Here is a 21,941-nt window from a genome sequence, read left to right as displayed (position 1 = left end):
CTACCTGCGGAGCCGCGCGAGCATGCGCTCGACATGGGCGACCGGCGTCTGCGGCGTGATGCCGTGGCCGAGGTTGAACACGTGCGGCAGGCCCGCCGTCGCCTCCAGCACAGCGTCCACCGCCGCGTCGAGGGCATCGCCGCCCGCGACCAGCGTGTCGGGGTGCAGGTTGCCCTGCGTCACCGTGGCGGCCGGCACGTGCCCACGCAGGGCCTTCAGGTCCACCGCCCAGTCGACGCCGACCGCGTCGGCGCCGGTCTCCGGCACCACCCGGGCATGGCCGTCGAGGCCCGAGCCGCGGGCGAACACGATGATCTTCGCCCCCGGCACCTTCGCGCGGACGCCGGCGATCATCCGGGCGATCGGCCTCAGGGACCAGCGGGTGAGGGCATCCGCGGTGGCCGAGCCCGGAAGGGCACTCTCGGCCACGTCGTCCACCGGATCGATACCCCCCGCCGAGGCCGGCACGGCCCTCGGCAGGGTGCCGGCATGGGATTCGAAGATCTGCACCGCGTCGGCGCCGGCTTCGAGCTGGCGGACGAGATACGCGGTCTGGACCGTGACGAGGCGGTCGATCAGGGCGTCGACCAGCGCCGTGTCGCCTTCGGCCAGCGCTCGGGCGGGGGCGAGGTCCGGGGTGCCGCGGCCGCCGATCATGTAGCTCGCCACCGTCCAGGGGGCGCCGCAGAACCCGAGCAGGGTCGTCTCGCCCGGCAGTTCGGCGCGCAGCCGCTTCACCGTCTCGAAGACCGGCGCGAGGTGCGAAACGATCGCCGGGTCGCCGGCCTCGCGCAGCCGCGCGAACGCCTCCCGGCCGTCGAGCGGATCGAGGCGCGGCCCCTCGCCCTCGACGAAGCGCACGTCCTGGCCGAGCGCGTGGGGGACGACCAGGATATCCGAGAACAGGATCGCGGCATCGAAGCCGAAGCGGCGGATCGGCTGCAGCGTCACCTCGACGGCGAAGTCCGGACTGTAGCAGAGGTCCAGGAACGAGCCGGCCTCCGCGCGGGTTGCCCGGTATTCGGGCAGATAGCGGCCCGCCTGGCGCATCATCCAGGCGGGGGGCGGCCCGATCGCCTCGCCTTCGAGGACGCGCAGCATCTTGCGCTCGGTCCTGCGCTCCGTCCGCGGCGTCCCCGTCATCTGCGCCCCCAACCCGCTTGCCTCATCCCGCATGCCCGTCGGCGCGCCTCCTGTCGAGTCGCGACGCCTCCGATCCCCACACAGGTCCTCTCGAAAAGAAAAGAGAGATTCTAGGACTCTGTTTTTTCTATTGGGGGGGCTGATCACGGTGGCGCAACCGGGTCCACAGGCCGTCCCCGGCGGCGCGCCGTTAACGAGGCTTTAAAGGATTCGGTCCATCTTGCGAGAACCGGAAGGTCCGGCAGCACCTTGGGCACGCCGAGTCCTGTGCGCACCCCGGTTGCGTCCCGGATTCTCCCAGGCGCCCGGATTCCGTGCGTCCCGACGAACCGCCTGTGAACGGCGGAGTCGATAAGGCGTGGGGTCCGTGCCCTGGACCTGCCCGATGGGGCATCCTATCCACATTCATCGACTCCCCTGACGGCCGGCGGTGGACAACGCGGTCGCCGCGGCGAAGGAGACCGGATGGGCCGCAGCTACTTCCACCTCCATCTCGTCTCTGATTCCACCGGCGAGACGCTGATCAATGTCGGGCGGGCGGCGGCCGCGCAGTACGAGGGCGTGTCGGCGATCGAGCACGTCTATCCGCTGGTGCGCTCGGCGGCGCAGCTCGACCGGGTGATCTCGGAGATCCGGGCGGCCCCGGGCCTCGTGCTCTACACCCTGGTGGGTGGCGACCTGGGCGAGCGATTGGAGGAGGTCGCCCGCGAGACCGGATCGCCCTGCCTGTCGGTGCTGCGGCCGGTCCACGACCTGCTGCGCGCCTATCTTGGCGCCGAGACCACGGCCCGGCCGGGGGCCCAGCACATGCTCAACGCGGAGTATTTCAAGCGCATCGATGCGATGAACTTCACGCTCGCCCACGACGACGGCAACCTGCCCGAGGATCTGGAGGAGGCCGACGTGATCCTGCTCGGGGTCAGCCGGACCTCGAAGACTCCGACCTCGATCTACCTGGCCAATCGCGGCCTCAAGACCACGAACCTGCCACTCGTGCCCGGCCTGCCGCTGCCGCCCGCGATCGAGCGTGCCCGGAAACCCCTGGTGGTCGGCCTGTTCGCCTCGCCGGAACGCATCGTGCAGATCCGCCAGAACCGGCTCTCCAGCCTCAACGCCGACGAATCCTCGCTCTACGTCGACCGCTCGGCGGTGGCGGACGAGATCACCGCCTCCCGCCGGCTGTTCACGCGGAACCGCTGGCCGACGATCGACGTGACCCGCCGCTCCATCGAGGAGACGGCCGCGGCGATCGTCGATCTCTATCGCGACCACCGGCTGAAGTTCATCGCGGTGTGAGGGGGCCCCCTCAGGCGCTGCCGCCCAGGAGGGCCCGCACCAGGGCGAGGCCCGCCAGCAGCCCGATCAGCCCGCCCGCCACCGAGGCCAGCACGTAGCCCGCGGCCGCGGCCGGCTCGCCGCGCTCGTACAGGCTGATCGCGTCCAGCGAGAAGGTCGAGAAGGTGGTGAAGCCGCCCAGTATCCCGGTGGTCAGGAACAGCCGCGCCGGATGTCCCGCGGCGCCGCGCAGGGCGAACCCCTCCGCCAGCACGCCCATCAGGAACGAGCCGAGCACGTTGATGATCACGGTGGCGAGCGGAAACCCGAGTCCCGGCAGCAGCCGGGACACCGCGACGTTGACCCCGTGGCGGACGCCGCCCCCGAGCCCGGCCCCGAGGATGACGATGAGGGTGTTGATCATGCCTGCCCTTCCTGTTCGGTCGGGCGGTCCCATCTCGTCGTCGTGGCTTCGGCGCACAGCCCCACCGCGGACGACCGGGGCGCCCGTGCGGTAGGAGCCATCAGCCCGGCATGGCGACCGCCGGGCGGTTGTCGGGGAGCTCCATCCCCATCGCGTTCAGGATTAGCGCAGGACGGAGCCGAGGGGAATCCGGTTTTCCGGACACCCCTCACGATCGCCGCTGGCCGATCACCGGCTTCGCGGTCGGGCTACTGAACCGTGGCGAAGTGGCTGCGCTGCTCGATCTGAGCGGCGTAGAAGTCCTCGACGACCTCCCGCACCACCTCGGCCAGCTCGGTCCCCCGGTTCTCGTCGAGGTGGATGTCGCTGCCGACGCTCCGGCCGCTGGCGGCGCCGGCCGCCCCCGGGACCAGACGCTCGTTGTAGCGCTGGTTCAGGCCCGAGACCGAGATGTAGTTGCTGCCGCCGAGCTCGGGGCCGTACTTGATCTTGATCTTCTGCTCAGTGTCGGTTCCGCGCAGCTTCGCGCAGAGGCTGATGAAGTTGTCCTGATCGATCTTGGCCTCGAGGCCGGTGATGCTGCCGTGCACGTTGTCCGCCTCGTTGAGGACCTCGGCCATGAGGTTCAGGACCCCGACGACCGGCTCGAGGGCCCGGGTGCCCTCCTCGAGCAGCTTCCTGCGGAAGTCGTTGCTGCGGGCATCGGCAGCCTGCAGCCGCGCGCGGAACCTGTCCTTGACCTCGTTCGCGCGTGTCATCGCGTTCCTCCCTGATCGTTCGTTCTGATGCTTGTTTGCTCAGGCATCGAAGACTACGAAGCGAATTCAGGTGACGCAAGACAGTGCAAAATATTGATGCCTGCTCAGAACTTGGGCCGTTGCACAGGAATAGTACTTGCTCATAAGCTGTGCAACGGTCGACCGGCGCGCGGGCGCGCCTACTTCAGGAGCTGCAGCAGGCTCCGGCCGGCGGGGGTCTTGAGTTCCTTGGCGTCGAGCTTGCCGTCGCCGTCGGGATCGGCCGCCTTGAAGCGGCTCTCCACCAGGGCGAGGTACTCCTTGCGGTCGAGGGTGCCGTCGGAATCCGTGTCGGCGGCCTTCAGGTCCTTCTTGCTGACCCGGCCCTTCAGCTCCCTGGCGTCGACGGTGCCGTCCTTGTCGGTCTCGGCGGCGTCGAAGACCGTCCCGGCCGCGGCCTGGGCTTCGGCCAGATCGATCGTCCCGTCGTGATCGGTATCGACCGCCTTCAGCGTGCGCTCGGTGCCGGAGGACCGGGCGAAGGCTGCGCTCGGGAGGGCCGCCGGCAGGATGAGGGCGATCATCGCCGCGCGGGCGGCCGCGCGGGCGGGTTTATGCAGGCTCGGGTGCGGGGATCGAAGCATGACTCGACATCTCCGGTGGCGATCGGTGCCGGCAGCCAAAGCCGCCGTGAGGCCTCCCGTTCCCGCAAGGCCGTTCACAAAGCGCCGATCGGACGTTTCGCGTCAGCCGACCGGCCCGTCCAGGGGGGCCAGCCGCTCCGGGCCGGGTGCCCCGGCGACCGGCTCGGACCGCGACAGGGCGCGTGCCAGGTCCGGCAGGTCCGGGGCGGCCGTGTCCGACGCCCCGAAGACCGACCGGTCGAGGGCTGCGAACGCGGTCGCGAGATCGGGCCGCGCCTGCCAGATCCGGGCCAGCTCGGGCGCCTCCTGCCGGGCCGCCTCCAAGGCGGCGCGGAAGCCGGCCGGATCGCCGGCGCGCGCGGCCCGGTGCAGGGTCCTGCGGACGGCGGCGGACAGGCGCAGGCGCGGACGGCCCGCCCCGAAGCCGAGCAGCGCCAGGCCGAGGCCGAAGGCCGCGAGCGCCGCGGCGGCGGCCACCAGGGGCGAAGGGACGGCGGGCGGCGCCCGGTCGCCCTCCCGGTCGGGCAGGCCGCCGCCGATCTGCCGGGCCGGGATCTCGGCCTCGCGCAGGGTGCGGGTGTTGGTGTCGAACCACGGGATCGCGATGGCGTCGAGGGGGATCACCTCGGGCACCCCGGGCTTCACGTCCCACTGGTAGGTCGCCCGGGCCACCGGCCCCGCGGGGGTCAGCAGGGTCTCGCGGGTGACCGGCCCGGCGAAGGTGATGATGCCGCGGGTGCGCATCACTGGCCGCGGCGGCAGGCCCTCGGCGACCATGCCCTGGGCCTCCAGGGTGACGATCCGGCGGGTGGTCTCGCCGACCTTCACGGTCTCGGGGTCCGGGCTCCAGGAATCGGTGATCGACACGTCGCGCGCGGGCAGCCACCACGGTTCCTTGGCGTCCGGGCCGCCGGTGGCGCCGGTCCATTGCGCCACCGGGAAGGGGATCGGCTGCGAGCGCACCTCGACCACCCGCCGCTCGCCGACATCGTTGACGGTGAGCTTGTGGCTGAACGGCTCGATGGTGAAGTCGCCCGGGTGGTGCGGGAAGATCGCCACCGTGCGGTCGAACGCGATGGCGCTCTGGCCGTCCGGGAGCTTGGTCTTGCTCCAGTGGTCGCGGCCGAGCTGCGTCCAGGAAAAGTTCGCCAGCGAGGGCTGGACCACCTCCTCCAGCAGGATCGGCTGCTTGTAGACCCCGTGGATCTTCAGCAGCACCATCTCGCGGACGAAGGGCGCGCTGTTGCCGTTGAGCTCCGCCGTGACCGTGAGCGAGAGGTCGCCCGGCTCGATCTCGGCCCGGGCGGGGAGGGTGGCGAGCAGGGGCGCCAACAGGGCCGCGAGGAGGGTGAGCGGGACGGCGAGGTTCTGAGCACGCGCGCTCCCTCCCGCCGCCGGGGAAGGTCGCGCGCGCGTCAGCGCGGGTCGGGAGAGGGGCGCGACGGACCCGGAACGGTCGCCGGCCTCATATCCCGAACCGTCGCGCCGCCCCTCTCCCCCCCGGCTGCGCAGGGTACCTTTCCCCGCCGATGAGAGCGGGGAACCGCGCGTCTCGGAGACATCGCCCGACGTTGAATCCCAACACAGAATCACCACGGATTACTCCCGGCCGGGATGGCGGTGCCGGCCTCGATCCGGCGGGTCTGCTCGGCGCGCAGGCGCAGCTTGAGATAGCGGCCGGGATCGTCCGGGAGGGTCCGGAGCCAGAGCCGGTCGGGACGGATCTCGTGAGCCTCGAAGCTCTTCGTCACCCGGCGGACCTCGCGCTCGGGCGCCTCGGCGACCATGGCCGAGCCGCCGCCGGTGCGCCCGCGCCCGGCCGCGTCGCCGGCCGAGCCGCGGGCCTGGCCCCTGCCGGGGTCGATCGATTGCTGCTCGGCCCGGCCGCGGCGGGCGACCTTGCTGTTGCCGGGCAGGGAGGCGCTGGCGTTGGATTCCCGGTTGCCGGCCAAGCCCTCGCCGCTCGAGGCGGCGTTGATGTCGTTGTTCTGGTCTTGGTTGCCGGTGTTGTTGTAGCGGGCGCCGTACTGGGCGGTGCCGTTCGCGATGCCGCCGCCGGGGCCGCGGTCGATCACCTCCGCGACCATCCGGGCGATCAGCGAGCGGTTGGCCTGCGCGTCGGCGTCGCGCGGGTCGAAGCGCAGGGCCTCGTCGTAGGCCGCCAGCGCGCCGTCGAGATCCCCCGATCGCGCCAGCGCGTTGCCGAGATTGTAGCTCGCCCGGCGGCCGCCGTTGCGGAAGAGCGCGACCGCTTCGCCGTAGCGGCCGGCCTGGTAGAGGGCGGGCCCGCGCCAGGCCGGATCGACCATGAGATCGGCGGCGAGGCCGGGCAGGCCCAGGCCCATCAGCAGACGCCCCAGCCCGGTGCGGGGCTGCGAGACGGCGAGCAGGGCCACGAGGCCGAGGCCGGCGAGCGCCAAGCCGGCCAGCCGGACGATGCGCCGCCAGCTCACGAAGCGCCGCCGCCAGTCGGCGGTCAGGCCGGCGCGGATCGGGAGGGCGGCGCCGGTCTTCGGCAGGGTCCTCGGCAGGGTCAGCAGCGGCATCACGCGCTCCTGCGGAACAGGACGAGCGCCGGCAGGGCCGCGATCAGCAGCAGCCAGCGCCCGAGATCGGCATAGGCCAGCACGCCGTAGCCGCCGGCGGCGAGGTGCTGGGCTGTGCCGGCCCCGACCGCATCGAGCACCGGGCCGGGGCTGGCGATATCGGCGACGATGCCGCCGCCGGCCCGCGCCAGGGCGTCGAGCGCCGCCCGGTCGTGCTTGGGCGAGCCCGGCGGCAGCGGCTTGTCGGCTGGCACGAACAGGGCCTGGAGGCGCCAGCCCCGCTCGGCGATGCCGCGGGCCTCCCGGGTGGCCGCCTCGCCGATCCCGTCGCCGTCGCTGATCAGCACCACGTCGGCCGCCACCACGTCGGCCTCCGCGAGGGTGCGGCGAGCGAGCGCCAGCCCGCGCTCGGGATGGCTGCCGCGGTCCGGGACGGTGTCGGCGTCGAGGGCGAACAGGGTGGTGCCGAGGCTGTCACGGTCGGTGGTGGGCGAGGATGCGAGGTAGGCGTCGCCGGCATAGACGACCAGGGAGACGGCCCGGGTGCCGGCGGCCTCCGCCACGGCGGCGGCCGCCTGCCGGACGGCCCGGAGATCGCCGCCCTCGGCGACCGAGCGCGAGAGGTCGACGACGATCACGGTCTCGTCGAGGTTGCGGAAGGTCGCCCCGTCCTGGCGCTCCACCGCGGGGCCCGTGAGGGCGAGGGCGATCGCCCCGGCCGCCACCGCGGCGGCGCGGTTCGCCTGCCGCCGCCCGCCGAGCACGGCGCCGGTGCGGGCGAGATGGGCCATCAGCCCCGGATCGACCGCCCGCGCCCAGTCGCCGAGCGGCGCCGCCCGCCACGCCGCGCGCAGGGCCAGCAGGACCACGACGGGAAGAGCCGCGAACCACCACGGGCGCAGGAGCGCGAAGCTTCCGAGCGCGGCGAGCATCACGCGCCCCTCCGGGTCGCCAGCAGGGCGGCGGCGGCGGCCAGCGCCAGGGCGGCCGGCCAGGGCCAGAGGTCCCGGCGCAGGGGCAGGGGCGGGGCCATGGCCCGTCCGCCCTCCAGCCGGTCGATGGCATCGGCGACCCGGACCAGGTCGTCGGTGGTACGCACCCGAAAGGCCTCGCCGCCGCTCGCCTGCGCCATGTCGCGCAGGGTCTCGGTATCGACCACGTCCTGCTCGCCGTCGGCGTCCGCCATGTCCCGGGGACCGAGCGCGATGGTGTAGACCTTGATGCCCAGTTCCCGGGCCAGAGCGGCCACGTCCTTGGGCGCGGTCTGGCCGGCATTGTTGGCGCCGTCCGAGAGCAGGATCACGGCCTTCGCGGCCGGCAGGCGGGCCGGGGGCGCGCCGGATGCCTCCGCTTCGGCATCCCTGGGGTCGAGCCGGCGCATGGCGAGCCCGAGGCCGTCGCCGATGCCTGTGGAGCGGCCGCTGATGCCGATGGTCGCCTCGTCGAGGGCGCGCGCCACGGCGGCCGTGTCGAAGCTCGGAGCGGCGGCCACGTAGGCCTGGTCGGCGAAGATCACGAGGCCGATCCGGTCGCCCGCCCGGCGCCGGATGAAGTCCGTGCCGACGCGCTTGACCGCGGCGAGCCGGGTCACGGTCTCGCCGTCCAGGGCGAAGTCGCGCCGCTCCATTGAGCCGGACAGGTCCATGGCGATCATGATCTCCCGGCCCGAAGCGGGGAGCGCGGCGGCCGGCATCACCAGGCGGGGGCCGGAGAGCGCGACCACGAGGGCCGCCCAGAGGGTCCAGGTCAGGGCCGCGCGGCGCCGCCCGCGGGCGGCGAGGTCGGCGCCGGAGCGCGCCTCGCCCACCAGCGTGCCGGGCACGAGCAGGGCGCCGCTGCCGCCCTCCGGCTCGGCCGGGAGCAGGCGCGCGGCAAGCAGCGGCAGGGGCAGCGCGAGGAGCGCCCAGGGCGTCGCGAGGTCGAAGGCCGAGGCGAAGGCCGAGACCTGCGTGCCGAGCCAGGCGGGCAGGAGGCCGGTCAGGAGGCCGGTCATGTCCGCAGCCGTACGATCAGGCGGCCGAGCTCGGCGTCCAGGGCATCGAGGTCGGGGGCCTGCCGCCGGTAGAGCCCGTCGGCGAGTACCCGGCCGGCCCCCCGGGTGAAGAAGTCGGTGGCCAGCAGCCCGTCGAGGCGGCCGGCCCAGGCCGCCCCGGTCTCCCGGGCCGCGGCGCCGGTCGCCGGATCCGGGCCCGTCCTGAGACGCGCGCGCGCACGCCCGACCGGTCGCCATATCGGCGGCGCCTCCTCCAGCGTCCGGGCGAGGCGGCGCAGCAGGCGGGCCTGCGCCACGAGGCGCGCCTCCGGGTCGAGCCCGCGCGAGCGGGCGAGCTCGGCGAGCGCGGCCCGGCGCAGGCTCGCCCGGGCTCGGCCGCGCAGGTGGCGGACCAGCCCGACCAGCAGGGCGGCGAGGAAGCCCAGGGACGCGGCAGCGACGATCTCGCCCTGCACGGCGCCCGCGGCACCGCCGGGCAGGTGCAGGCCGCGGAGCTGGTCGAGGGTGAGGGGGGCGTCAGCGGGATTCATCGCACCGACCCGCCGCGCCCGGCCTCACAGAACGGCATCGAGGCGCTCCATCAGCGGCGCATAGGCCTCGGGGCCGGCCTCGACGTCGAGGCGGACCCCGGCGATGCCGCGGCGGGCATAATCGGCGAGCCGCGCCTCGGCCGTCCCGCCCTGCGTCGCGGACGGGAGCGCGGTCCCGCGGCGCCCGTCCGGGAGGGCGAAGGGGTAGTAGCCGGGGGGGCGGGCACGCTCGAAGGCGTCGCTGACCAGGATCAGCCGGATCGCGATCCGCTCGGCCAGCAGCGTCAGCAACTCGTCGAAGCCCGGGCCGGGGGCGTCGAGGGCGCTGGCGACGACGAGGTGGCCGCCCGACGGCAGCAGGCTGCGCGCCAGCCCGAGCGTCGCCTCCAGCGGCGGCTCCGCGCGGCCTTGCGCCTCCGGGGCCGCCGCGAGGGCGCCCGCATGCGCCTGGGCCAGGGCCCCGGTCACCGCGATCATGGCGCGCTCGCCGCCTGCCGGCCGCAGCACGATCGGCGCCCCCGAGGCCGCGACCGCGAGGCCGACCCGGCCGCCATCGGCGGCGACCCGCCAGCCGAGCAGCGCCAGGGCCTCGGCGGCCGCCACCGAGCGCAGCGCCCGGCGGGTGCCGAACAGCATGGAGGGCCGGAAATCAGCGAGCAGCACCACGGCCCGGTCACGCTCGTCGTGATGGGTGCGCACGTGCAGCTGCCCGGTGCGCGCCGTTGCGTTGCGGTCGATGAAGCGGCGGTCGTCGCCCTCGGACCAGAGCCGCACGTCCTCCGGCTCGGACCCCCGCCCGCGCCGCCGCGTGACGATGCCGCCGGGCAGCCCCGCCAGCGTCCGGGTCGCGGGCGCCGCGCCCCGCCGGGCGAGGTGGCGCAGGCCCATCAGCGCCTCACCCGAGAGTTGGATGCCGTAGCCCGCACCGTCGCGCTGCCCCCCTTGCAGGACCTCGTCCCGGCCCGAACCGCTTCGCAGGTCACCGTATCCCGCAGAGGAGGGAGGAGCGTCGCGTCGCGTGTGCAGGAACCCGAACACCCTCAGAGCGCCCGGACCCGCTGCACCAGCTCGCCGACGAGGCCGCGGGCTGTCTTCCCCTCGGCGGCCGCCCGCCAGGTCAGGCCGATGCGGTGGGAGAGGGCGTCCCTCGCGAGATCGGTGACGTCCTCCGGGATGACGTGGTCGCGGCCCCGCAGCCAGGCCCTGGCCTTGCCGGCCATCATCAGCGCCAGGGTGCCCCGCGGCGAGGCCGGGTGCTCGATCATCGCCCGCAGGTCCGGTGCCGCCGCGTCAGTGCGGGTCGCCGCCACCAGACGGACGAGATAGTCCTTGAGGGCGGGCGACACGTAGGTGGCCAGCGCCGCCTCCCGGGCGGCGCGCACGTCGGCGAGCGACAGGCGCACCGGCATCGCCGCGACGTGGTGGGTGATCTCGCCCTCCACGAGGTCGAGGATCGCCCGCTCGGTGGCTTCGTCGGGCATGTCGACCACGACGTGCAGGAGGAAGCGGTCGAGCTGCGCCTCCGGCAGGGGGAAGGTGCCGGCATGCTCGATCGGGTTCTGGGTCGCCACGACCATGAACGGGTCGGAGAGCCGGTGCGTCTGGCCCGAGACCGTGACCTGCCCCTCGGCCATGGATTCGAGCAGCGCCGACTGCACCTTCGGGGGCGCCCGGTTGACCTCGTCCACCAGGATCAGGGCGTGGAACAGGGGGCCGGGCAGGAACTCGAAGCTGCCGCTGTCCTGGCGCCAGACGGTGGTGCCGGTCAGATCCGCCGGCATCAGGTCCGGCGTGCACTGGATGCGCGCGAAGGAGCCGTCGAGGCCGTCGGCCAGCCGCTTGACGGCGCGGGTCTTGGCGAGACCCGGCGCGCCCTCGATCAGCAGGTGGCCGCCGGTGAGGAGCCCGATCAGCAGGCGTTCGACCAGGCCGGCGCTGCCGATCAGGCCGCGCTCCAGCCCTTCGCGAAGCGCCATGACGCGCCCGTACAGGGCCGCGTCCGGGGCGGCCTCGGGCCGGCGTTCGGCGAGGGCGTCGCTCATGCGGGGGACGATGTTTCGCGGCACGATGGTGCGCGGAGATATCCCGCCGCGGGGGCCGTATCCTGCATCCTGCACGTCTCCTCGACCGGGTCCCGAATTCTTAACGGATCCTCAGGCTGCTGCCGGTTTGCCCGCTGGCCGGTACGGCCGTCAATCCCGGCCATTCCACCGTTCAGGCCTCCTGCCGGGCCATGATGTCACGGTTTCGTCACCGCCCCGCTCTCAAGAGACGCCCGATGACCAGCTACGCCGCCCTGCCCGAAGAACTGAAATCGGCCATCGGCCTGCTCGTGGCCTTCGTGCTGGGCACGGCGATCGGGGCCGAGCGCCAGTACCGGCAGCGCACCGCGGGCCTGCGCACGGCGGTGCTGGTGGCGGTGGGCGCCTCAGCCTTCGTCGATCTCGGCATGCGCCTGACCGGCCCGGACGGTGGGACCCGCACGGTGGCCTACGTGATCTCCGGCATCGGCTTCCTGGGGGCCGGCGTGATCATGAAGGAGGGGATGAACGTGCGCGGCCTCAACACGGCAGCCACCCTGTGGTGCTCCGCCGCCGTGGGGGCGTTCTGCGGCGCCGACCTGCCCCTCGAAGCCGTGTTCGTGACGGTGACGGTGCTCGCCTGCAACACCGCGCTCCGGCCGCTCGTGAACGCCATCAACCGCGCGCCGATCCGCGAATCCGCGACCGAGGCGACCTACGAGGTCCAAGTCACCACCGCGCCGGGGGAGGCCGGTCCCGCCCAGGACCTGCTGGTGGAGCGCCTGGAGGCGGCGAACTACCCGGTCGGCAGCGTCGAGGTCGAGGAGCGCGGCGAGGGGGCGGTCGACGTGGTGGCGACCCTCACGGCCAGCGCCGTCAACGCGTCCGAGCTGGATGCCGTGACCAGCGATCTGGCCCGGGCGCCCGGCATCCGCCACGCCACTTGGTCGGTCCAGACCGCCGACTGATGCTTTGGGATTTTCCGGAGCCGGCGCCCGATGCGCCGGGGGATGAAATTTCGGTACCGGACCGCACCTTAATCCGGGCGATCCCGGAGAACCCCATGATTCAGTCACAGAGAAGCGCCCTCATCGTCGGGGCCTCGCGCGGCCTGGGGCTCGGCCTCGTCGAGACCTTCCTGAAGCGCGGCTGGCGCGTCACCGCCACCCAGCGCACGCCGTCCCCCGACCTCGCCCGCCTGGCGTCGGACGCTTTGCGCATCGAGACCGCCGATATCGACGACGATGCGGGCGTCGCCGCCCTGCACGACCGGCTGGCGGCGCAGCATTTCGACCTGATCTTCGTGGTGGCCGGCGTCGCCACGCAGGCGCACGAGCCGCTGCACGCGGTTCCCCGGGCGGTGGCCGCGCAGGTCTACCTCACCAACGCGATCAGCCCGATCCGCTTCGCCGAGGCCTTCCTCGACCGCCTGGCGCCCGGCGGCAGCATCGCCCTGATGAGTTCGATCCTCGGCAGCGTCAGCCTGAACCAGGATGGCGGCTGGGAAAACTACCGGGCCAGCAAGGCGGCGCTGAACACGCTGGCGCGCAGCTTCGAGATCCGGCACCGGGCCGAGAACGTCTCGGTGCTGATCCTGCACCCGGGCTGGGTGCGCACCGAGATGGGTGGGGCGGAGGCCGACATCGACGTGGCCACGAGCGTCACGGGCCTCGCCGACGTGATCGCGGCGCAGCTCGGCCGGCCCGGCGCCCACTACCTCGATTATCGCGGGCAGATTCTGGCTTGGTGACGGCGAATCGGCCTCGCCGGCCGATGGGGCCGGGCCGGACGGCCCCGCTGCGGTCAGCGCCGGGGATCGAGGGGCCGGCTGCGGCGCTCGATCACCACGGTCGGACGGGTGCGGCGCTCGACCACGACGGTGCGGGGCGCACGGCTCGGGCTCGCATGGGTCAGGATCCGCTCGGGCGCGCGCTCCGGCTTGATCTTCTTGGCCGCCAGGACGTGCGGGCGGACCTCGTCGGCCGGAAGCCCGATCAGGCCGGCGGCGATCTCGATCTGCTGCTCGACATCGTCGGCCAGATCCTGCGCGGCGGCGACCGCCTCGTTCACCGTCGGCGGCTCGCGGCGCACCCGGATCGGCGGCAGGTCGGCGAAGCTCTTCTGCGTCTTCTTCACGGGGCGACTCGCAGTCTTCATCCCAGGAAACATAGCGCCTTCCGCGCCGGTTGTGCAGTGCATCAAAATCGCCCGAAGCCCGTCCGGAAAACATGCCTCGCCGCAGTTGATACCGCATTGGGCACGGAACCGACGCTATCTCCGGAGGGGCGACTAATCCGTAGGCACGGACCAGGCGGTCCGGCATCGCGCTGCGGCATAATAGCGCGTCCCGTCCCGGGCCGCCAGCCACCGGTACCCGCCCCGCAGGGTCGGATCGCCACCGCACCGACGGTATAAGCTCGCCGCCATGACCGAATCACTCGATCCCCGCCTCACCCCATCGCGCCCGGACGTCGCCGACATCCGCCTGCGCGGCCGGGTCGCGGCGGAACGCTACGTCGCGGCGACACCGCGCCGGGTCGTGACGCCCGTCGCCCCCCTGCGACGGGGGCCGTCCCCGGAGGCGGGGCTCGACACCGAGGCGCTGCTCGGCGACGCCGTGGATCTCTACGCCGAACAGGACGGGTTCGCCTTCGTGCAACTCGTCCGGGACGGCTATGTCGGCTACATGCCCGCCGCCTGCCTGGGGCGGGTGGATCCCGAGCCGACCCACCGGGTCACCGCCCTGCGCACGTTCCTGTATCCCGAGCCGGACCTGAAGCGGCCGGTGCGCGCCCATCTCAGCCTCGGTGCGCGTCTCGTGGTCACCGGCGAGAGGGGCCCGTACCTGGAGACCCCGGGGGGCTACGTCTATGCCCGCCACTGCGCCGCGGCGGCGCATCGCGAGGCCGACTACGCGGCCACCGCCGAGCGGCTCGTGGGGACGCCCTACCTCTGGGGCGGCCGCACCAGCCTCGGGCTCGACTGCTCGGGTCTCGTTCAGCTCTGCCTCGACGCCGCGGGGCTGCCCTGCCCGCGCGACGCGGACATGCAGGAGCGGGATCTGGGCCAGCCCCTGCCGCTCGACTTCGACGGGCTGCGCCGCGGCGACTTGGTGTTCTGGCGCGGCCATGTCGGGATGATGCGCGACGCCCGGACCCTGATCCACGCCAACGGCCACCACATGGCGGTGGCGGTGGAGCCGCTGGCCGGCGCGGTGGCGCGGATTCTCGAGAACAGCTTCGGCCCGGTGACGGGGCTCCGGCGCCTCTGACCGGCGAACCCGGCCCGCCGCGGGTCAAAACCGCGCGGCAATCGTGCTACAGAGGCCGCCCGCGGCCGTCTTCCTGCCCGGTTCGCAGTCCAGGACCGTTGACAGGACAGCCCCGCCCTCGCCACATCGCGCCCATGACCGTCGAAATCGCGCCCCTCGCGCCCGTCCAGGGCACCACCGGCAAGCCGCCGCTGGAGATCCTGCTCTGCGCCCCCCGCGGCTTCTGCGCCGGCGTGGTGCGGGCCATCGACGTGGTCGAGCGGGCTCTCGCCATCTACGGGCCGCCCGTCTACGTCCGTCACGAGATCGTCCACAACAAGTACGTGGTCGAGAGTCTCAAGCGGAAGGGCGCCGTGTTCGTGCGCGAGCTCGACGAGGTGCCCGACGGCGGCGCCCCGGTGATCTTCTCCGCCCACGGTGTCGCCAAGACCGTGCCGGCGAATGCCGATTCCCGCGGGCTCACGACCATCGACGCCACCTGCCCGCTGGTCACCAAGGTCCACCGCGAGGCCGAGATCCACCACAAGCGCGGCCGCCACGTGCTGCTGGTCGGCCATTCCGGCCACCCCGAGGTGGTCGGCACCATGGGCCAGCTGCCGAAGGGCTCGATCACCCTGGTGGAGGACCTGGAGCAGATCGAGGCGCTGACGCCCGAGAATCCCGACAACCTCGCCTGGGTGACCCAGACGACCCTGTCGGTGGACGACACCCGCCACATCGTCGAGGCGCTCAAGAAGAAATTCCCGAACATCACCGGGCCCCACAAGGACGACATCTGCTACGCCACCACCAATCGCCAGGAGGCGGTGAAGCAGGTGGCCCCGCTGGTGGACGCGCTGATCGTGGTCGGCTCCTCGAACTCCTCGAACTCGCAGCGCCTGCGCGAGGTCGCCGAGCGGGTCGGCTGCCCGATCACCCGCCTCGTGCTCCGCGCCGAGGAGATCGACTGGCCGGCCTTCGAAGGTATCCGCAAGCTCGGCCTCACCGCCGGCGCCTCGGCCCCCGAGGTGCTGGTCGAGGAGATCATCGAGGCTTTCGCGGCCCGCTACGACGTGATCGTCGATACGGTCTCGACGGTGGTCGAGGACATGGTGTTCCCGCTGCCGCGGGAGCTGCGCAGCGAAGCGGCCGAGTAGGTCGCGCCGGGGATCCGTCCCCGAGGGCTTGTCCCAACCGCCCCCTCATCCCGAGGAGCCGCGCAAGCGGCCTCGAAGGAGGCTTCAAGGGATCGCGGCGGGATTCGGAGCCGTCCATCGCGGCCCACCAAGACGGGCCCCTCAGGACGAGGGAGTGGGTCGAAAGACCGGGGCCGTCGATGGCCGTGCGGCCCATCGGAAGCCTTGAACGCAGCAGTCCGAACCAGAGCGCGAACACGTGGCCGTCTACACCGAGGTATCCGACGCGGCGCTCGCTGACTTCCTGTCCGCCTATGCGATCGGCAGCCTGCTCTCGTTCAAGGGCATCGCCGAGGGTGTCGAGAACTCGAACTTCTTCCTGCACACCACCCAGGGCTCCTACATCCTGACCCTCTACGAGAAGCGGGTGCGGGAGGGGGACCTGCCGTTCTTCATCGGGCTGATGGAGCATCTCTCCGCCCGTGGGCTCGCCTGCCCGCAGCCGGTGCGGGACCGGGCCGGCACCGCGCTCGGGCGACTGTGCGGGCGGCCCGCCGCGATCGTCAGCTTCCTGGAGGGCGTGTCGGTCAAGGCGCCCGGCGTCGAGCATTGCCGGGAACTCGGCCGGGCGCTGGCCGCGCTGCACGGGGCCGGAGCCGATTTCGCGATGGTGCGCGACAACAGCCTCTCGGTGACCTCCTGGCGCCCGCTCTTCGAGCAGGCCGAGGCGCAGGCCGATTCGGTCTCGCCGGGGCTGGCGGAGCGCACCCGCTCCGACCTCGCGGTCCTTGAGGCGTCCTGGCCCGACAGCCTGCCGGGCGGGGTGATCCACGCGGACCTGTTCACCGACAACGTGTTCTTCATCGGAGACGCGCTCTCGGGCCTGATCGACTTCTACTTCGCCTGCACCGACGCCTTCGCGTACGACCTCGCGGTGTGCCTCAACGCGTGGTGCTTCGGCCCGGACGGCACCTTCCACCGCGACATGGCCACGGCTCTGATAGCCGGCTATGAAGCTGTCCGGCCGCTGGAGCACGCGGAGGTCGCGGCGCTGCCGATCCTGTGCCGGGGCGCGGCTTTGCGCTTCATGCTGACCCGGCTGGTCGACTGGCTGAACGTGCCGCCGGGTGCCCTGGTGAAGCCGAAGGATCCGCGCGAATTCGATCGCCGGCTTACCTTCCACCGGCAGGCGCGGGACGCGCGGGATTACGGCCGGCAGGCCTGAGGATCGGATGAGCACCGACGTGACCGAGACCGTGGCCGAGCCGTCCCGAGTGAAGATCTACACGGACGGGGCCTGCTCGGGCAATCCGGGGCCCGGGGGCTGGGGCGCGATCCTGATCTTCGGCGACACCCGGAAGGAACTCTCGGGCGGCGAGGCCTTCACCACCAACAACCGCATGGAGATCCTGGCGGCGATCGAGTCCCTGGAGGCGCTCAAGCGTCCCTGCCAGGTCGATCTGTTCACGGACTCGCAGTACCTGCGCCAGGGCGTCACCAGCTGGATCCACAACTGGAAGGCCCGGGGCTGGCGCACCGCCGACAAGAAGCCCGTGAAGAACGAGGACCTCTGGCGCCGGATCGACGCCGCCCGCGAGCGTCACGAGGTGGCGTGGCATTGGGTCAAAGGTCATGCCAGCGACCCACTGAACAACCGGGTCGACGCGCTGGCCGTAGCGGCGATGTTGCCGTTCAAGCGGCGCTAACGGGCGGGATCCCGGCCGGTTCAATGTGAGAATCGGAGATTTCCAAAGGCGCATGCCCTTTGGCGGGGTATCGGGGCCCGATGGAGCAGGGTTCCGCCCTGCTCCCGCAAAAGGACCCGGACCTTTTGAATCCGGGACTTTCAACGATCGATGCCGAGCCCCCTGGGCGCTGATCCTCAATCCGTCCGGCCGTCGAGCCCGAGCCAGTGTCGGCCGTCCCGGGCCAGGAGGTCGTCGGCCGCCGCGGGGCCAGCGCTGCCGGCCGGGTAGAACGCCACGTCGGTCTGCGGCCAGCCCTTGAGCAACGGGTCGACCGCGGCCCAGCCGGCCTCGATGTTGTCGGCCCGCTGGAACAGCGTCGCGTCGCCGATCATGCAATCGTACAGCAGCGTCTCGTAGCCGACATTCGGCTGGTCGGCGAAGAAGTCCTTGTAGCGGAACCCCGCGCTCACCCGGCCGATCTTCATCTGCGGCCCCGGCACCTTCACGTTGAACTCTGTGCCGACCCCGTGGTCCGGGTCGATCATGATCCGCATCACGGTCGGGCCGAGATCGGTGGTGGGCGTCTCCTCGAACATCTTGAACGGCGCCGGCTTGAACAGCACCGCGATCTCGGTGCGCCGCCCGGTCATGCGCTTGCCGGTGCGGATGTAGAACGGCACGCCGGCCCAGCGCCAGTTCTCGATGTTGAGCTTCAGGGCGACGTAGGTCTCCGTGACCGAATCCTTGGCGACATGCGGCTCGTCGCGATAGCCCGGCACGTCGCGGCCCTCCGAGGTGCCGGCGGTGTACTGGCCGCGCACCGCGTCCTCCGGGGGGATCGGCCGCACGGCCTCGGCGAGCTTCGCCTTCTCGGAGCGCACCGCCTCGGCGTCGAAGGAGTTCGGCGGCTCCATGGCGACCATGCAGAGCAGCTGGAACATGTGGTTCGGCACCATGTCCCTCAGGGCTCCGGTCGGCTCGTAGAATCCGCCGCGCTCCTCTACGCCCACAGTCTCGGCCGCGGTGATCTGGACGCTGTCGATGTATTCCCGCCGCCAGACCGGCTCCAGCAGGCCGTTTGCGAAGCGGAACGCCATGATCGACTGTACCATCTCCTTCCCAAGGAAGTGGTCGATCCGGTAGAACTGGCTCTCGTCGCCCTGTTTCAGGATGCGGGCGTTGAGTTCCCGCGCCGAGGCGAGGTCGGAGCCGAACGGCTTCTCGATGACGACCCGACGGAAGTCGCCGTTCTCCTGCTCGAGCAGGCCGGCCTGGCCGAGCCCGTCCACGATCGTCCCGAAGAAGCGCGCCGCCACCGCGCAGTAGAACACCGCGCTGCCCGTCACCCTGTCCTTGATCGCGGAAAAAGTCTCGGGCTTCTCGAAATCACCCTTGAGGTAGTGCAGCCGGTCGCGCACGAAGCCCCAGCTCGTCGGGTCGATATGGTCGGCGTGGAACTCCGAGGTCGGGTCCTTGCTGAACGCCTCCATGGTGTTCGTGAGGGTGTCGCGCAGGGAGTCGTCGGTGCCGTCGGAATGGTCGACGCCCAGGATCGAGAAACCCTCCGGCAGCAGCCCCGCCCCCGCAAGATTGTAGAGCGAGGGCATCAGCAGGCGCTTGGTCAGGTCGCCGCCCGCCCCGAAGATCACCAGCGTGCAGGGAGGCGCCGGCTCGGTGCCGCTGGCCGCGTCGTCCTTGAGGGCGGTCATCTGCTCGGCCATCTCTGACTCCTGTCCAGCTGCGGCGCAGCAAATCGGCGTGACAACCCACCCGCGACGAGGCCCGTTCCGGCGCGCATGGTCTATGAGGCACCGACCTTACGGTCGCGGAGGATCACGTGCATACCCATTCCCTCGAACCCTGGACCCACGGCCACACCTTCCTGGGAGACCGGCACGACCGGCACGCGCGCCGGACCTGGGCGGTGGTCGTCCTCACCGCCGCCACGATGGTCGCCGAGATCGCGGGCGGCACGTGGCTGGGCTCCATGGCCCTCGTGGCGGACGGCTGGCACATGTCGACCCACGCGGCGGCGCTCGGCATCGCGGCCCTGTCCTACCGCTTCGCCCGGCGGCACGCGGACGATCCCCGCTTCAGCTTCGGCACCGGCAAGTTCGGAGATCTCGCGGCCTTCGCCAGCGCGATCATCCTCGGCCTGATCGCGCTGCTGATCGGCGCCGAGAGCCTCGACCGGCTGCTCCACCCGACGCCGATCGGGTTCGGGCCGGCGATCCCGATCGCCGTCCTGGGACTGGCCGTGAACCTCGCCAGTGTCTGGCTCCTGCACGACGACCACGACGACCACGACGACCACGGCCGTCGCGGTCACGCGCACGGTGGCCACGGTCACGGTGGGCATGGCGGTCATGGCGGCCACGACACCAACTTCCGCGCCGCCTACCTGCACGTGCTGGCGGATGCGCTGACCTCGGTCCTGGCGATCGCCGCGCTGCTCGGCGGGCGCTATCTCGGCCTCGCCTGGCTGGACCCGGCCATGGGCTTGGTCGGCACGGTGGTGATCCTGGCGTGGTCCTGGAGCCTCCTGCGCACGGCAGGCCTCGTGCTCCTCGATGCGCGGCCCTCGCCGGCCGCCACCGCGGAGATCCGCGCCCGCCTGGAGAAAGACGGCGACCGGGTGAGCGACCTGCATCTCTGGCAGGTCGGGCCGGGCCATCGCGCCGCGGTGATCGCCCTCGTGAGCGACGCCCCGCAGCCGCCCGCACATTACAAGGCGCGGCTCGCGGGCGTGCGTGGGCTGAGCCACGTCACGGTCGAGGTTCAGCCCTGTCCGGGGCATGCCGGCGCGCATTGAGGCGTCAGGGGGCCGGTCGTCCAACGCGCGCACCCATCCTGAGGTGTCCGCGTCGGCGGGCCTCGAAGCAGGGCTCCTTCGCGGCCGAGCGATCTGCGATCGCCCGGCACCTCAGGATGGAGGAGGAGATCGGACGCCGCTACGTTGCAAAACACTACTCGTCCGCGCGCACCGCCTGGCCGCCCCGGTCGATCGGCAGGCTCGGACCCTTCAGCTCGGCATCGCTTGGCAGGGACCGCACGTCCCAGCCGCCGCCCAGCGCCCGGATCAGCGTGACGGCCGCAGTGAAGCGGCTGAGCCGGACCTGGAGCGCGTTGACCTCGTTGGTCACGAGCAACCCTTGCGCGGTCACCACCGTGGTAAAGTTCTGCGTGCCGGCCCGGTATTCGTTCAGGGTGATCTCCACGGCCTTGCGCGACAGGTCGACCGCCGTGTCCTGGGCCACCTGCTGCTGCCCGAGGATGCGCAAAGCGGCCATCTGGTTCTCCGCCTCCGCGAAGGCGGCGAGCACCACCTGCCGGTAATTGGCCACCGCCGCATCGTACCCGGCCTCCGCCGAGCGCAGGGCCGCCGTGCGAGCACCGCCGTCGAACAGGACCTCGCTCCCCGCGGCCGTCACCGACCAGACCTGGTTAGCGGCCGAGAGAAGCCCGTTGCGGGTGAGCCCTGAGAGTCCGCCCTGGGCCGAGATCGTCACGGTGGGGTAGAAGGCCGCCACCGCCACGCCGATGCGCTCGCTCTGGGCCTGCACGAGGCGCTCGGCCTGGGCTACGTCCGGCCGCCGCTCCAGCAGATCCGACGGGATTCCCACCGGCACGCCCGGCGGGTTGCGGGGAATGCCCGCCACCGGGATCGACACTTCCGAGGGCGGGCGCCCGATCAGGGTGGCGATGGCGTTGAGGTATTGCACGCGGGTCAGGCGCACCGCGATGGCTTGCGCCTCGATCGTCTGGACCTGGGTCTGCGCCGTGATCACGTCGGAGCGGGCCGCCACGCCCGCGGCGTACTGGTTCTCGGTGATCGCCAGGGTCTTCTTGAAGTTCCCGACGTTCTCGTCGAGCACCTTCTGGAGCGAATCGGCGTAGCGGACGGTCAGGTAGTCGGCGGCGACCTCCGCCTGGATGGTGAGGCGTGTCAGCGCGAGGGTGGCCGCGTCGGATTGGGCCAGAGCCGCCTCGCTCTCGATCGTCCGGCGCGTGCCGCCGAACAGGTCGAGTTCCCAGCTCGCCTGGCCGAGGAGCGACACGCTGGTGCGCTCGGAGCCGCCGCTGCGCGCCCGGGTGATGCTCGGGGCCCCGATCACCGTCGGATACAGGGCGGCCTGGGCCGAGGCGACCAGGGCCCGGGCCTGCCGGTAGTTCGCCACCGCCTGCCGCAGGGATTGGTTGTCGACGTCGACGAGCCGGATCAGGCGGTCGAGGGTCGGATCCTTGAACACCCGCCACCAGTCGCCGCGCTCCACCGCGTCGCTGGGCCTTGCCTCGCGCCAGCCCTTCTTCCGCGCCGCGACGACGGCCGGGCTGTCCTCCCTGGCGCCCCCCTGCTTGTAGGCCAGCGGCGTCTCGACGGAGGGCCGGGCATAGTCGGGACCGACCACGCAGCCCGCCAGGGCAGCCGAGAGGGGGAGGAACAGGAGGACGCGGTGTCGTCGCAAGCGCATGTTTCCGCTCCCCTGGGCGGGGGAGGGTGGCCCCTGCATCCGCCGGGCGCGGGGAGCGCCGTTGCCGGAAAGGTCGCGACGG

The 21,941-nt window shown here is 72.2% G+C and carries 22 protein-coding genes and 1 riboswitch; of the genes, 8 read left to right on the top strand and 14 right to left on the bottom strand.

Annotated elements, in window-relative coordinates:
- Positions 1-1,143 (bottom strand): uroporphyrinogen decarboxylase, encoded by a 1,143-nt coding sequence (locus Q8W67_RS10670; protein WP_305544940.1) that lies wholly within the window; start codon positions 1,141-1,143, stop codon positions 1-3.
- Between the two features lie 465 nt (positions 1,144-1,608).
- Between Q8W67_RS10670 and Q8W67_RS10665 the strand changes: the two genes are divergently transcribed.
- Complete coding sequence (locus tag Q8W67_RS10665; RefSeq protein ID WP_305544937.1) at positions 1,609-2,439, top strand: pyruvate, water dikinase regulatory protein; 831 nt, start codon at positions 1,609-1,611, stop codon at positions 2,437-2,439.
- A 10-nt stretch (positions 2,440-2,449) separates the two neighbouring features.
- On the opposite strand, the gene crcB is transcribed toward Q8W67_RS10665, so the two are convergent.
- From crcB to Q8W67_RS10615, 10 genes are all read right to left on the bottom strand, one after another.
- Positions 2,450-2,842 (bottom strand): fluoride efflux transporter CrcB, encoded by a 393-nt coding sequence (crcB, locus tag Q8W67_RS10660; protein WP_305544934.1) that lies wholly within the window; start codon positions 2,840-2,842, stop codon positions 2,450-2,452.
- Between the two features lie 84 nt (positions 2,843-2,926).
- Positions 2,927-3,000: riboswitch (Fluoride riboswitch) on the bottom strand.
- Positions 3,001-3,090: 90 nt separating this feature from the next.
- The gene (locus tag Q8W67_RS10655) at positions 3,091-3,600 is read right to left on the bottom strand and encodes a hypothetical protein (protein WP_305544931.1); all 510 of its coding nucleotides are present in this window, start codon (positions 3,598-3,600) and stop codon (positions 3,091-3,093) included.
- Between the two features lie 179 nt (positions 3,601-3,779).
- The gene (locus tag Q8W67_RS10650) at positions 3,780-4,223 is read right to left on the bottom strand and encodes an EF-hand domain-containing protein (RefSeq protein ID WP_305544928.1); all 444 of its coding nucleotides are present in this window, start codon (positions 4,221-4,223) and stop codon (positions 3,780-3,782) included.
- A gap of 102 nt (positions 4,224-4,325) precedes the next feature.
- Entirely contained in the window at positions 4,326-5,558 is a 1,233-nt protein-coding gene (locus Q8W67_RS10645) for a hypothetical protein (protein ID WP_305545094.1), read from the bottom strand.
- Positions 5,559-5,812: 254 nt separating this feature from the next.
- Complete coding sequence (locus tag Q8W67_RS10640; RefSeq protein WP_305545091.1) at positions 5,813-6,754, bottom strand: tetratricopeptide repeat protein; 942 nt, start codon at positions 6,752-6,754, stop codon at positions 5,813-5,815.
- A gap of 14 nt (positions 6,755-6,768) precedes the next feature.
- On the bottom strand, positions 6,769-7,701 hold the full coding sequence (locus Q8W67_RS10635) for a VWA domain-containing protein (RefSeq protein WP_305545088.1): 933 nt from the start codon (positions 7,699-7,701) through the stop codon (positions 6,769-6,771).
- Entirely contained in the window at positions 7,701-8,762 is a 1,062-nt protein-coding gene (locus Q8W67_RS10630) for a VWA domain-containing protein (protein ID WP_305544925.1), read from the bottom strand. Before Q8W67_RS10630 ends, Q8W67_RS10635 begins: the two co-directional genes overlap by 1 nt.
- On the bottom strand, positions 8,759-9,292 hold the full coding sequence (locus tag Q8W67_RS10625) for a DUF4381 family protein (RefSeq protein WP_305544922.1): 534 nt from the start codon (positions 9,290-9,292) through the stop codon (positions 8,759-8,761). The genes Q8W67_RS10630 and Q8W67_RS10625 overlap by 4 nt, the downstream gene beginning before the upstream one ends.
- A gap of 24 nt (positions 9,293-9,316) precedes the next feature.
- Positions 9,317-10,180 carry a DUF58 domain-containing protein gene (locus Q8W67_RS10620; protein ID WP_305545085.1) on the bottom strand — a complete coding sequence of 288 codons (864 nt, stop codon included), beginning with the start codon at positions 10,178-10,180 and terminating at the stop codon, positions 9,317-9,319.
- Between the two features lie 152 nt (positions 10,181-10,332).
- Complete coding sequence (locus Q8W67_RS10615) at positions 10,333-11,334, bottom strand: MoxR family ATPase (protein ID WP_305544920.1); 1,002 nt, start codon at positions 11,332-11,334, stop codon at positions 10,333-10,335.
- A 236-nt stretch (positions 11,335-11,570) separates the two neighbouring features.
- Between Q8W67_RS10615 and Q8W67_RS10610 the strand changes: the two genes are divergently transcribed.
- Both Q8W67_RS10610 and Q8W67_RS10605 read left to right on the top strand, forming a co-directional pair.
- Positions 11,571-12,281, top strand: coding sequence for an MgtC/SapB family protein (locus Q8W67_RS10610; RefSeq protein ID WP_305544918.1), 711 nt, complete (start codon positions 11,571-11,573; stop codon positions 12,279-12,281).
- A 95-nt stretch (positions 12,282-12,376) separates the two neighbouring features.
- A complete protein-coding gene (locus tag Q8W67_RS10605; protein WP_305544915.1) occupies positions 12,377-13,063 on the top strand; it encodes an SDR family oxidoreductase in 687 nt (228 codons plus the stop codon).
- A 53-nt stretch (positions 13,064-13,116) separates the two neighbouring features.
- Here the strand turns inward: Q8W67_RS10605 and Q8W67_RS10600 are convergent, their stop codons facing one another.
- Positions 13,117-13,449: a hypothetical protein gene (locus Q8W67_RS10600; protein ID WP_305544912.1), complete on the bottom strand. Its 333-nt coding sequence runs from the start codon at positions 13,447-13,449 to the stop codon at positions 13,117-13,119.
- Positions 13,450-13,738: 289 nt separating this feature from the next.
- Here Q8W67_RS10600 and Q8W67_RS10595 point away from each other — a divergent pair, with 289 nt between their 5' ends.
- The 4 genes from Q8W67_RS10595 to rnhA all read left to right on the top strand — a co-directional run bounded on the left by Q8W67_RS10595 (position 13,739) and on the right by rnhA (position 17,405).
- Complete coding sequence (locus Q8W67_RS10595) at positions 13,739-14,584, top strand: C40 family peptidase (RefSeq protein WP_305544909.1); 846 nt, start codon at positions 13,739-13,741, stop codon at positions 14,582-14,584.
- Positions 14,585-14,718: 134 nt separating this feature from the next.
- Entirely contained in the window at positions 14,719-15,720 is a 1,002-nt protein-coding gene (gene ispH, locus Q8W67_RS10590; protein ID WP_305544906.1) for a 4-hydroxy-3-methylbut-2-enyl diphosphate reductase, read from the top strand.
- Between the two features lie 238 nt (positions 15,721-15,958).
- Positions 15,959-16,924, top strand: a complete 966-nt coding sequence (locus Q8W67_RS10585) for a homoserine kinase (RefSeq protein ID WP_305544904.1) — start codon at positions 15,959-15,961, stop codon at positions 16,922-16,924.
- 7 nt (positions 16,925-16,931) lie between these two features.
- Positions 16,932-17,405, top strand: coding sequence for a ribonuclease HI (gene rnhA / locus Q8W67_RS10580; protein ID WP_305544901.1), 474 nt, complete (start codon positions 16,932-16,934; stop codon positions 17,403-17,405).
- A 176-nt stretch (positions 17,406-17,581) separates the two neighbouring features.
- Here the strand turns inward: rnhA and zwf are convergent, their stop codons facing one another.
- Positions 17,582-19,108 carry a glucose-6-phosphate dehydrogenase gene (zwf, locus tag Q8W67_RS10575; protein WP_305544898.1) on the bottom strand — a complete coding sequence of 509 codons (1,527 nt, stop codon included), beginning with the start codon at positions 19,106-19,108 and terminating at the stop codon, positions 17,582-17,584.
- 116 nt (positions 19,109-19,224) lie between these two features.
- On the opposite strand from zwf, the gene dmeF reads away from it, so the two are divergent.
- On the top strand, positions 19,225-20,199 hold the full coding sequence (gene dmeF / locus Q8W67_RS10570; protein ID WP_305544895.1) for a CDF family Co(II)/Ni(II) efflux transporter DmeF: 975 nt from the start codon (positions 19,225-19,227) through the stop codon (positions 20,197-20,199).
- Positions 20,200-20,353: 154 nt separating this feature from the next.
- On the opposite strand, the gene Q8W67_RS10565 is transcribed toward dmeF, so the two are convergent.
- A complete protein-coding gene (locus Q8W67_RS10565; RefSeq protein ID WP_305544892.1) occupies positions 20,354-21,859 on the bottom strand; it encodes an efflux transporter outer membrane subunit in 1,506 nt (501 codons plus the stop codon).
- Positions 21,860-21,941 lie beyond the last annotated feature (82 nt).

It is taken from the genome of Methylobacterium sp. NEAU K, assembly GCF_030700285.1.
Taxonomy (GTDB): domain Bacteria; phylum Pseudomonadota; class Alphaproteobacteria; order Rhizobiales; family Beijerinckiaceae; genus Methylobacterium.
This window is presented reverse-complemented; position numbering and strand designations above follow the sequence as displayed.

What these genes read in the sequence shown, in the direction of transcription:
- Q8W67_RS10605 (WP_305544915.1), top strand. Translation starts at nt 12,377, where the DNA reads ATGATTCAGTCACAGAGAAGCGCCCTCATCGTCGGGGCCTCGCGCGGC.
- Q8W67_RS10635 (WP_305545088.1), bottom strand. Translation starts at nt 7,701, where the DNA reads ATGCTCGCCGCGCTCGGAAGCTTCGCGCTCCTGCGCCCGTGGTGGTTC.
- Q8W67_RS10630 (WP_305544925.1), bottom strand. Translation starts at nt 8,762, where the DNA reads ATGACCGGCCTCCTGACCGGCCTCCTGCCCGCCTGGCTCGGCACGCAG.
- Q8W67_RS10620 (WP_305545085.1), bottom strand. Translation starts at nt 10,180, where the DNA reads ATGGGCCTGCGCCACCTCGCCCGGCGGGGCGCGGCGCCCGCGACCCGG.
- Q8W67_RS10650 (WP_305544928.1), bottom strand. Translation starts at nt 4,223, where the DNA reads ATGCTTCGATCCCCGCACCCGAGCCTGCATAAACCCGCCCGCGCGGCC.
- crcB (WP_305544934.1), bottom strand. Translation starts at nt 2,842, where the DNA reads ATGATCAACACCCTCATCGTCATCCTCGGGGCCGGGCTCGGGGGCGGC.
- rnhA (WP_305544901.1), top strand. Translation starts at nt 16,932, where the DNA reads ATGAGCACCGACGTGACCGAGACCGTGGCCGAGCCGTCCCGAGTGAAG.
- Q8W67_RS10565 (WP_305544892.1), bottom strand. Translation starts at nt 21,859, where the DNA reads ATGCGCTTGCGACGACACCGCGTCCTCCTGTTCCTCCCCCTCTCGGCT.
- Q8W67_RS10670 (WP_305544940.1), bottom strand. Translation starts at nt 1,143, where the DNA reads ATGACGGGGACGCCGCGGACGGAGCGCAGGACCGAGCGCAAGATGCTG.
- Q8W67_RS10665 (WP_305544937.1), top strand. Translation starts at nt 1,609, where the DNA reads ATGGGCCGCAGCTACTTCCACCTCCATCTCGTCTCTGATTCCACCGGC.
- Q8W67_RS10655 (WP_305544931.1), bottom strand. Translation starts at nt 3,600, where the DNA reads ATGACACGCGCGAACGAGGTCAAGGACAGGTTCCGCGCGCGGCTGCAG.
- Q8W67_RS10595 (WP_305544909.1), top strand. Translation starts at nt 13,739, where the DNA reads ATGACCGAATCACTCGATCCCCGCCTCACCCCATCGCGCCCGGACGTC.
- Q8W67_RS10625 (WP_305544922.1), bottom strand. Translation starts at nt 9,292, where the DNA reads ATGAATCCCGCTGACGCCCCCCTCACCCTCGACCAGCTCCGCGGCCTG.
- Q8W67_RS10610 (WP_305544918.1), top strand. Translation starts at nt 11,571, where the DNA reads ATGACCAGCTACGCCGCCCTGCCCGAAGAACTGAAATCGGCCATCGGC.
- zwf (WP_305544898.1), bottom strand. Translation starts at nt 19,108, where the DNA reads ATGGCCGAGCAGATGACCGCCCTCAAGGACGACGCGGCCAGCGGCACC.
- Q8W67_RS10615 (WP_305544920.1), bottom strand. Translation starts at nt 11,334, where the DNA reads ATGAGCGACGCCCTCGCCGAACGCCGGCCCGAGGCCGCCCCGGACGCG.
- ispH (WP_305544906.1), top strand. Translation starts at nt 14,719, where the DNA reads ATGACCGTCGAAATCGCGCCCCTCGCGCCCGTCCAGGGCACCACCGGC.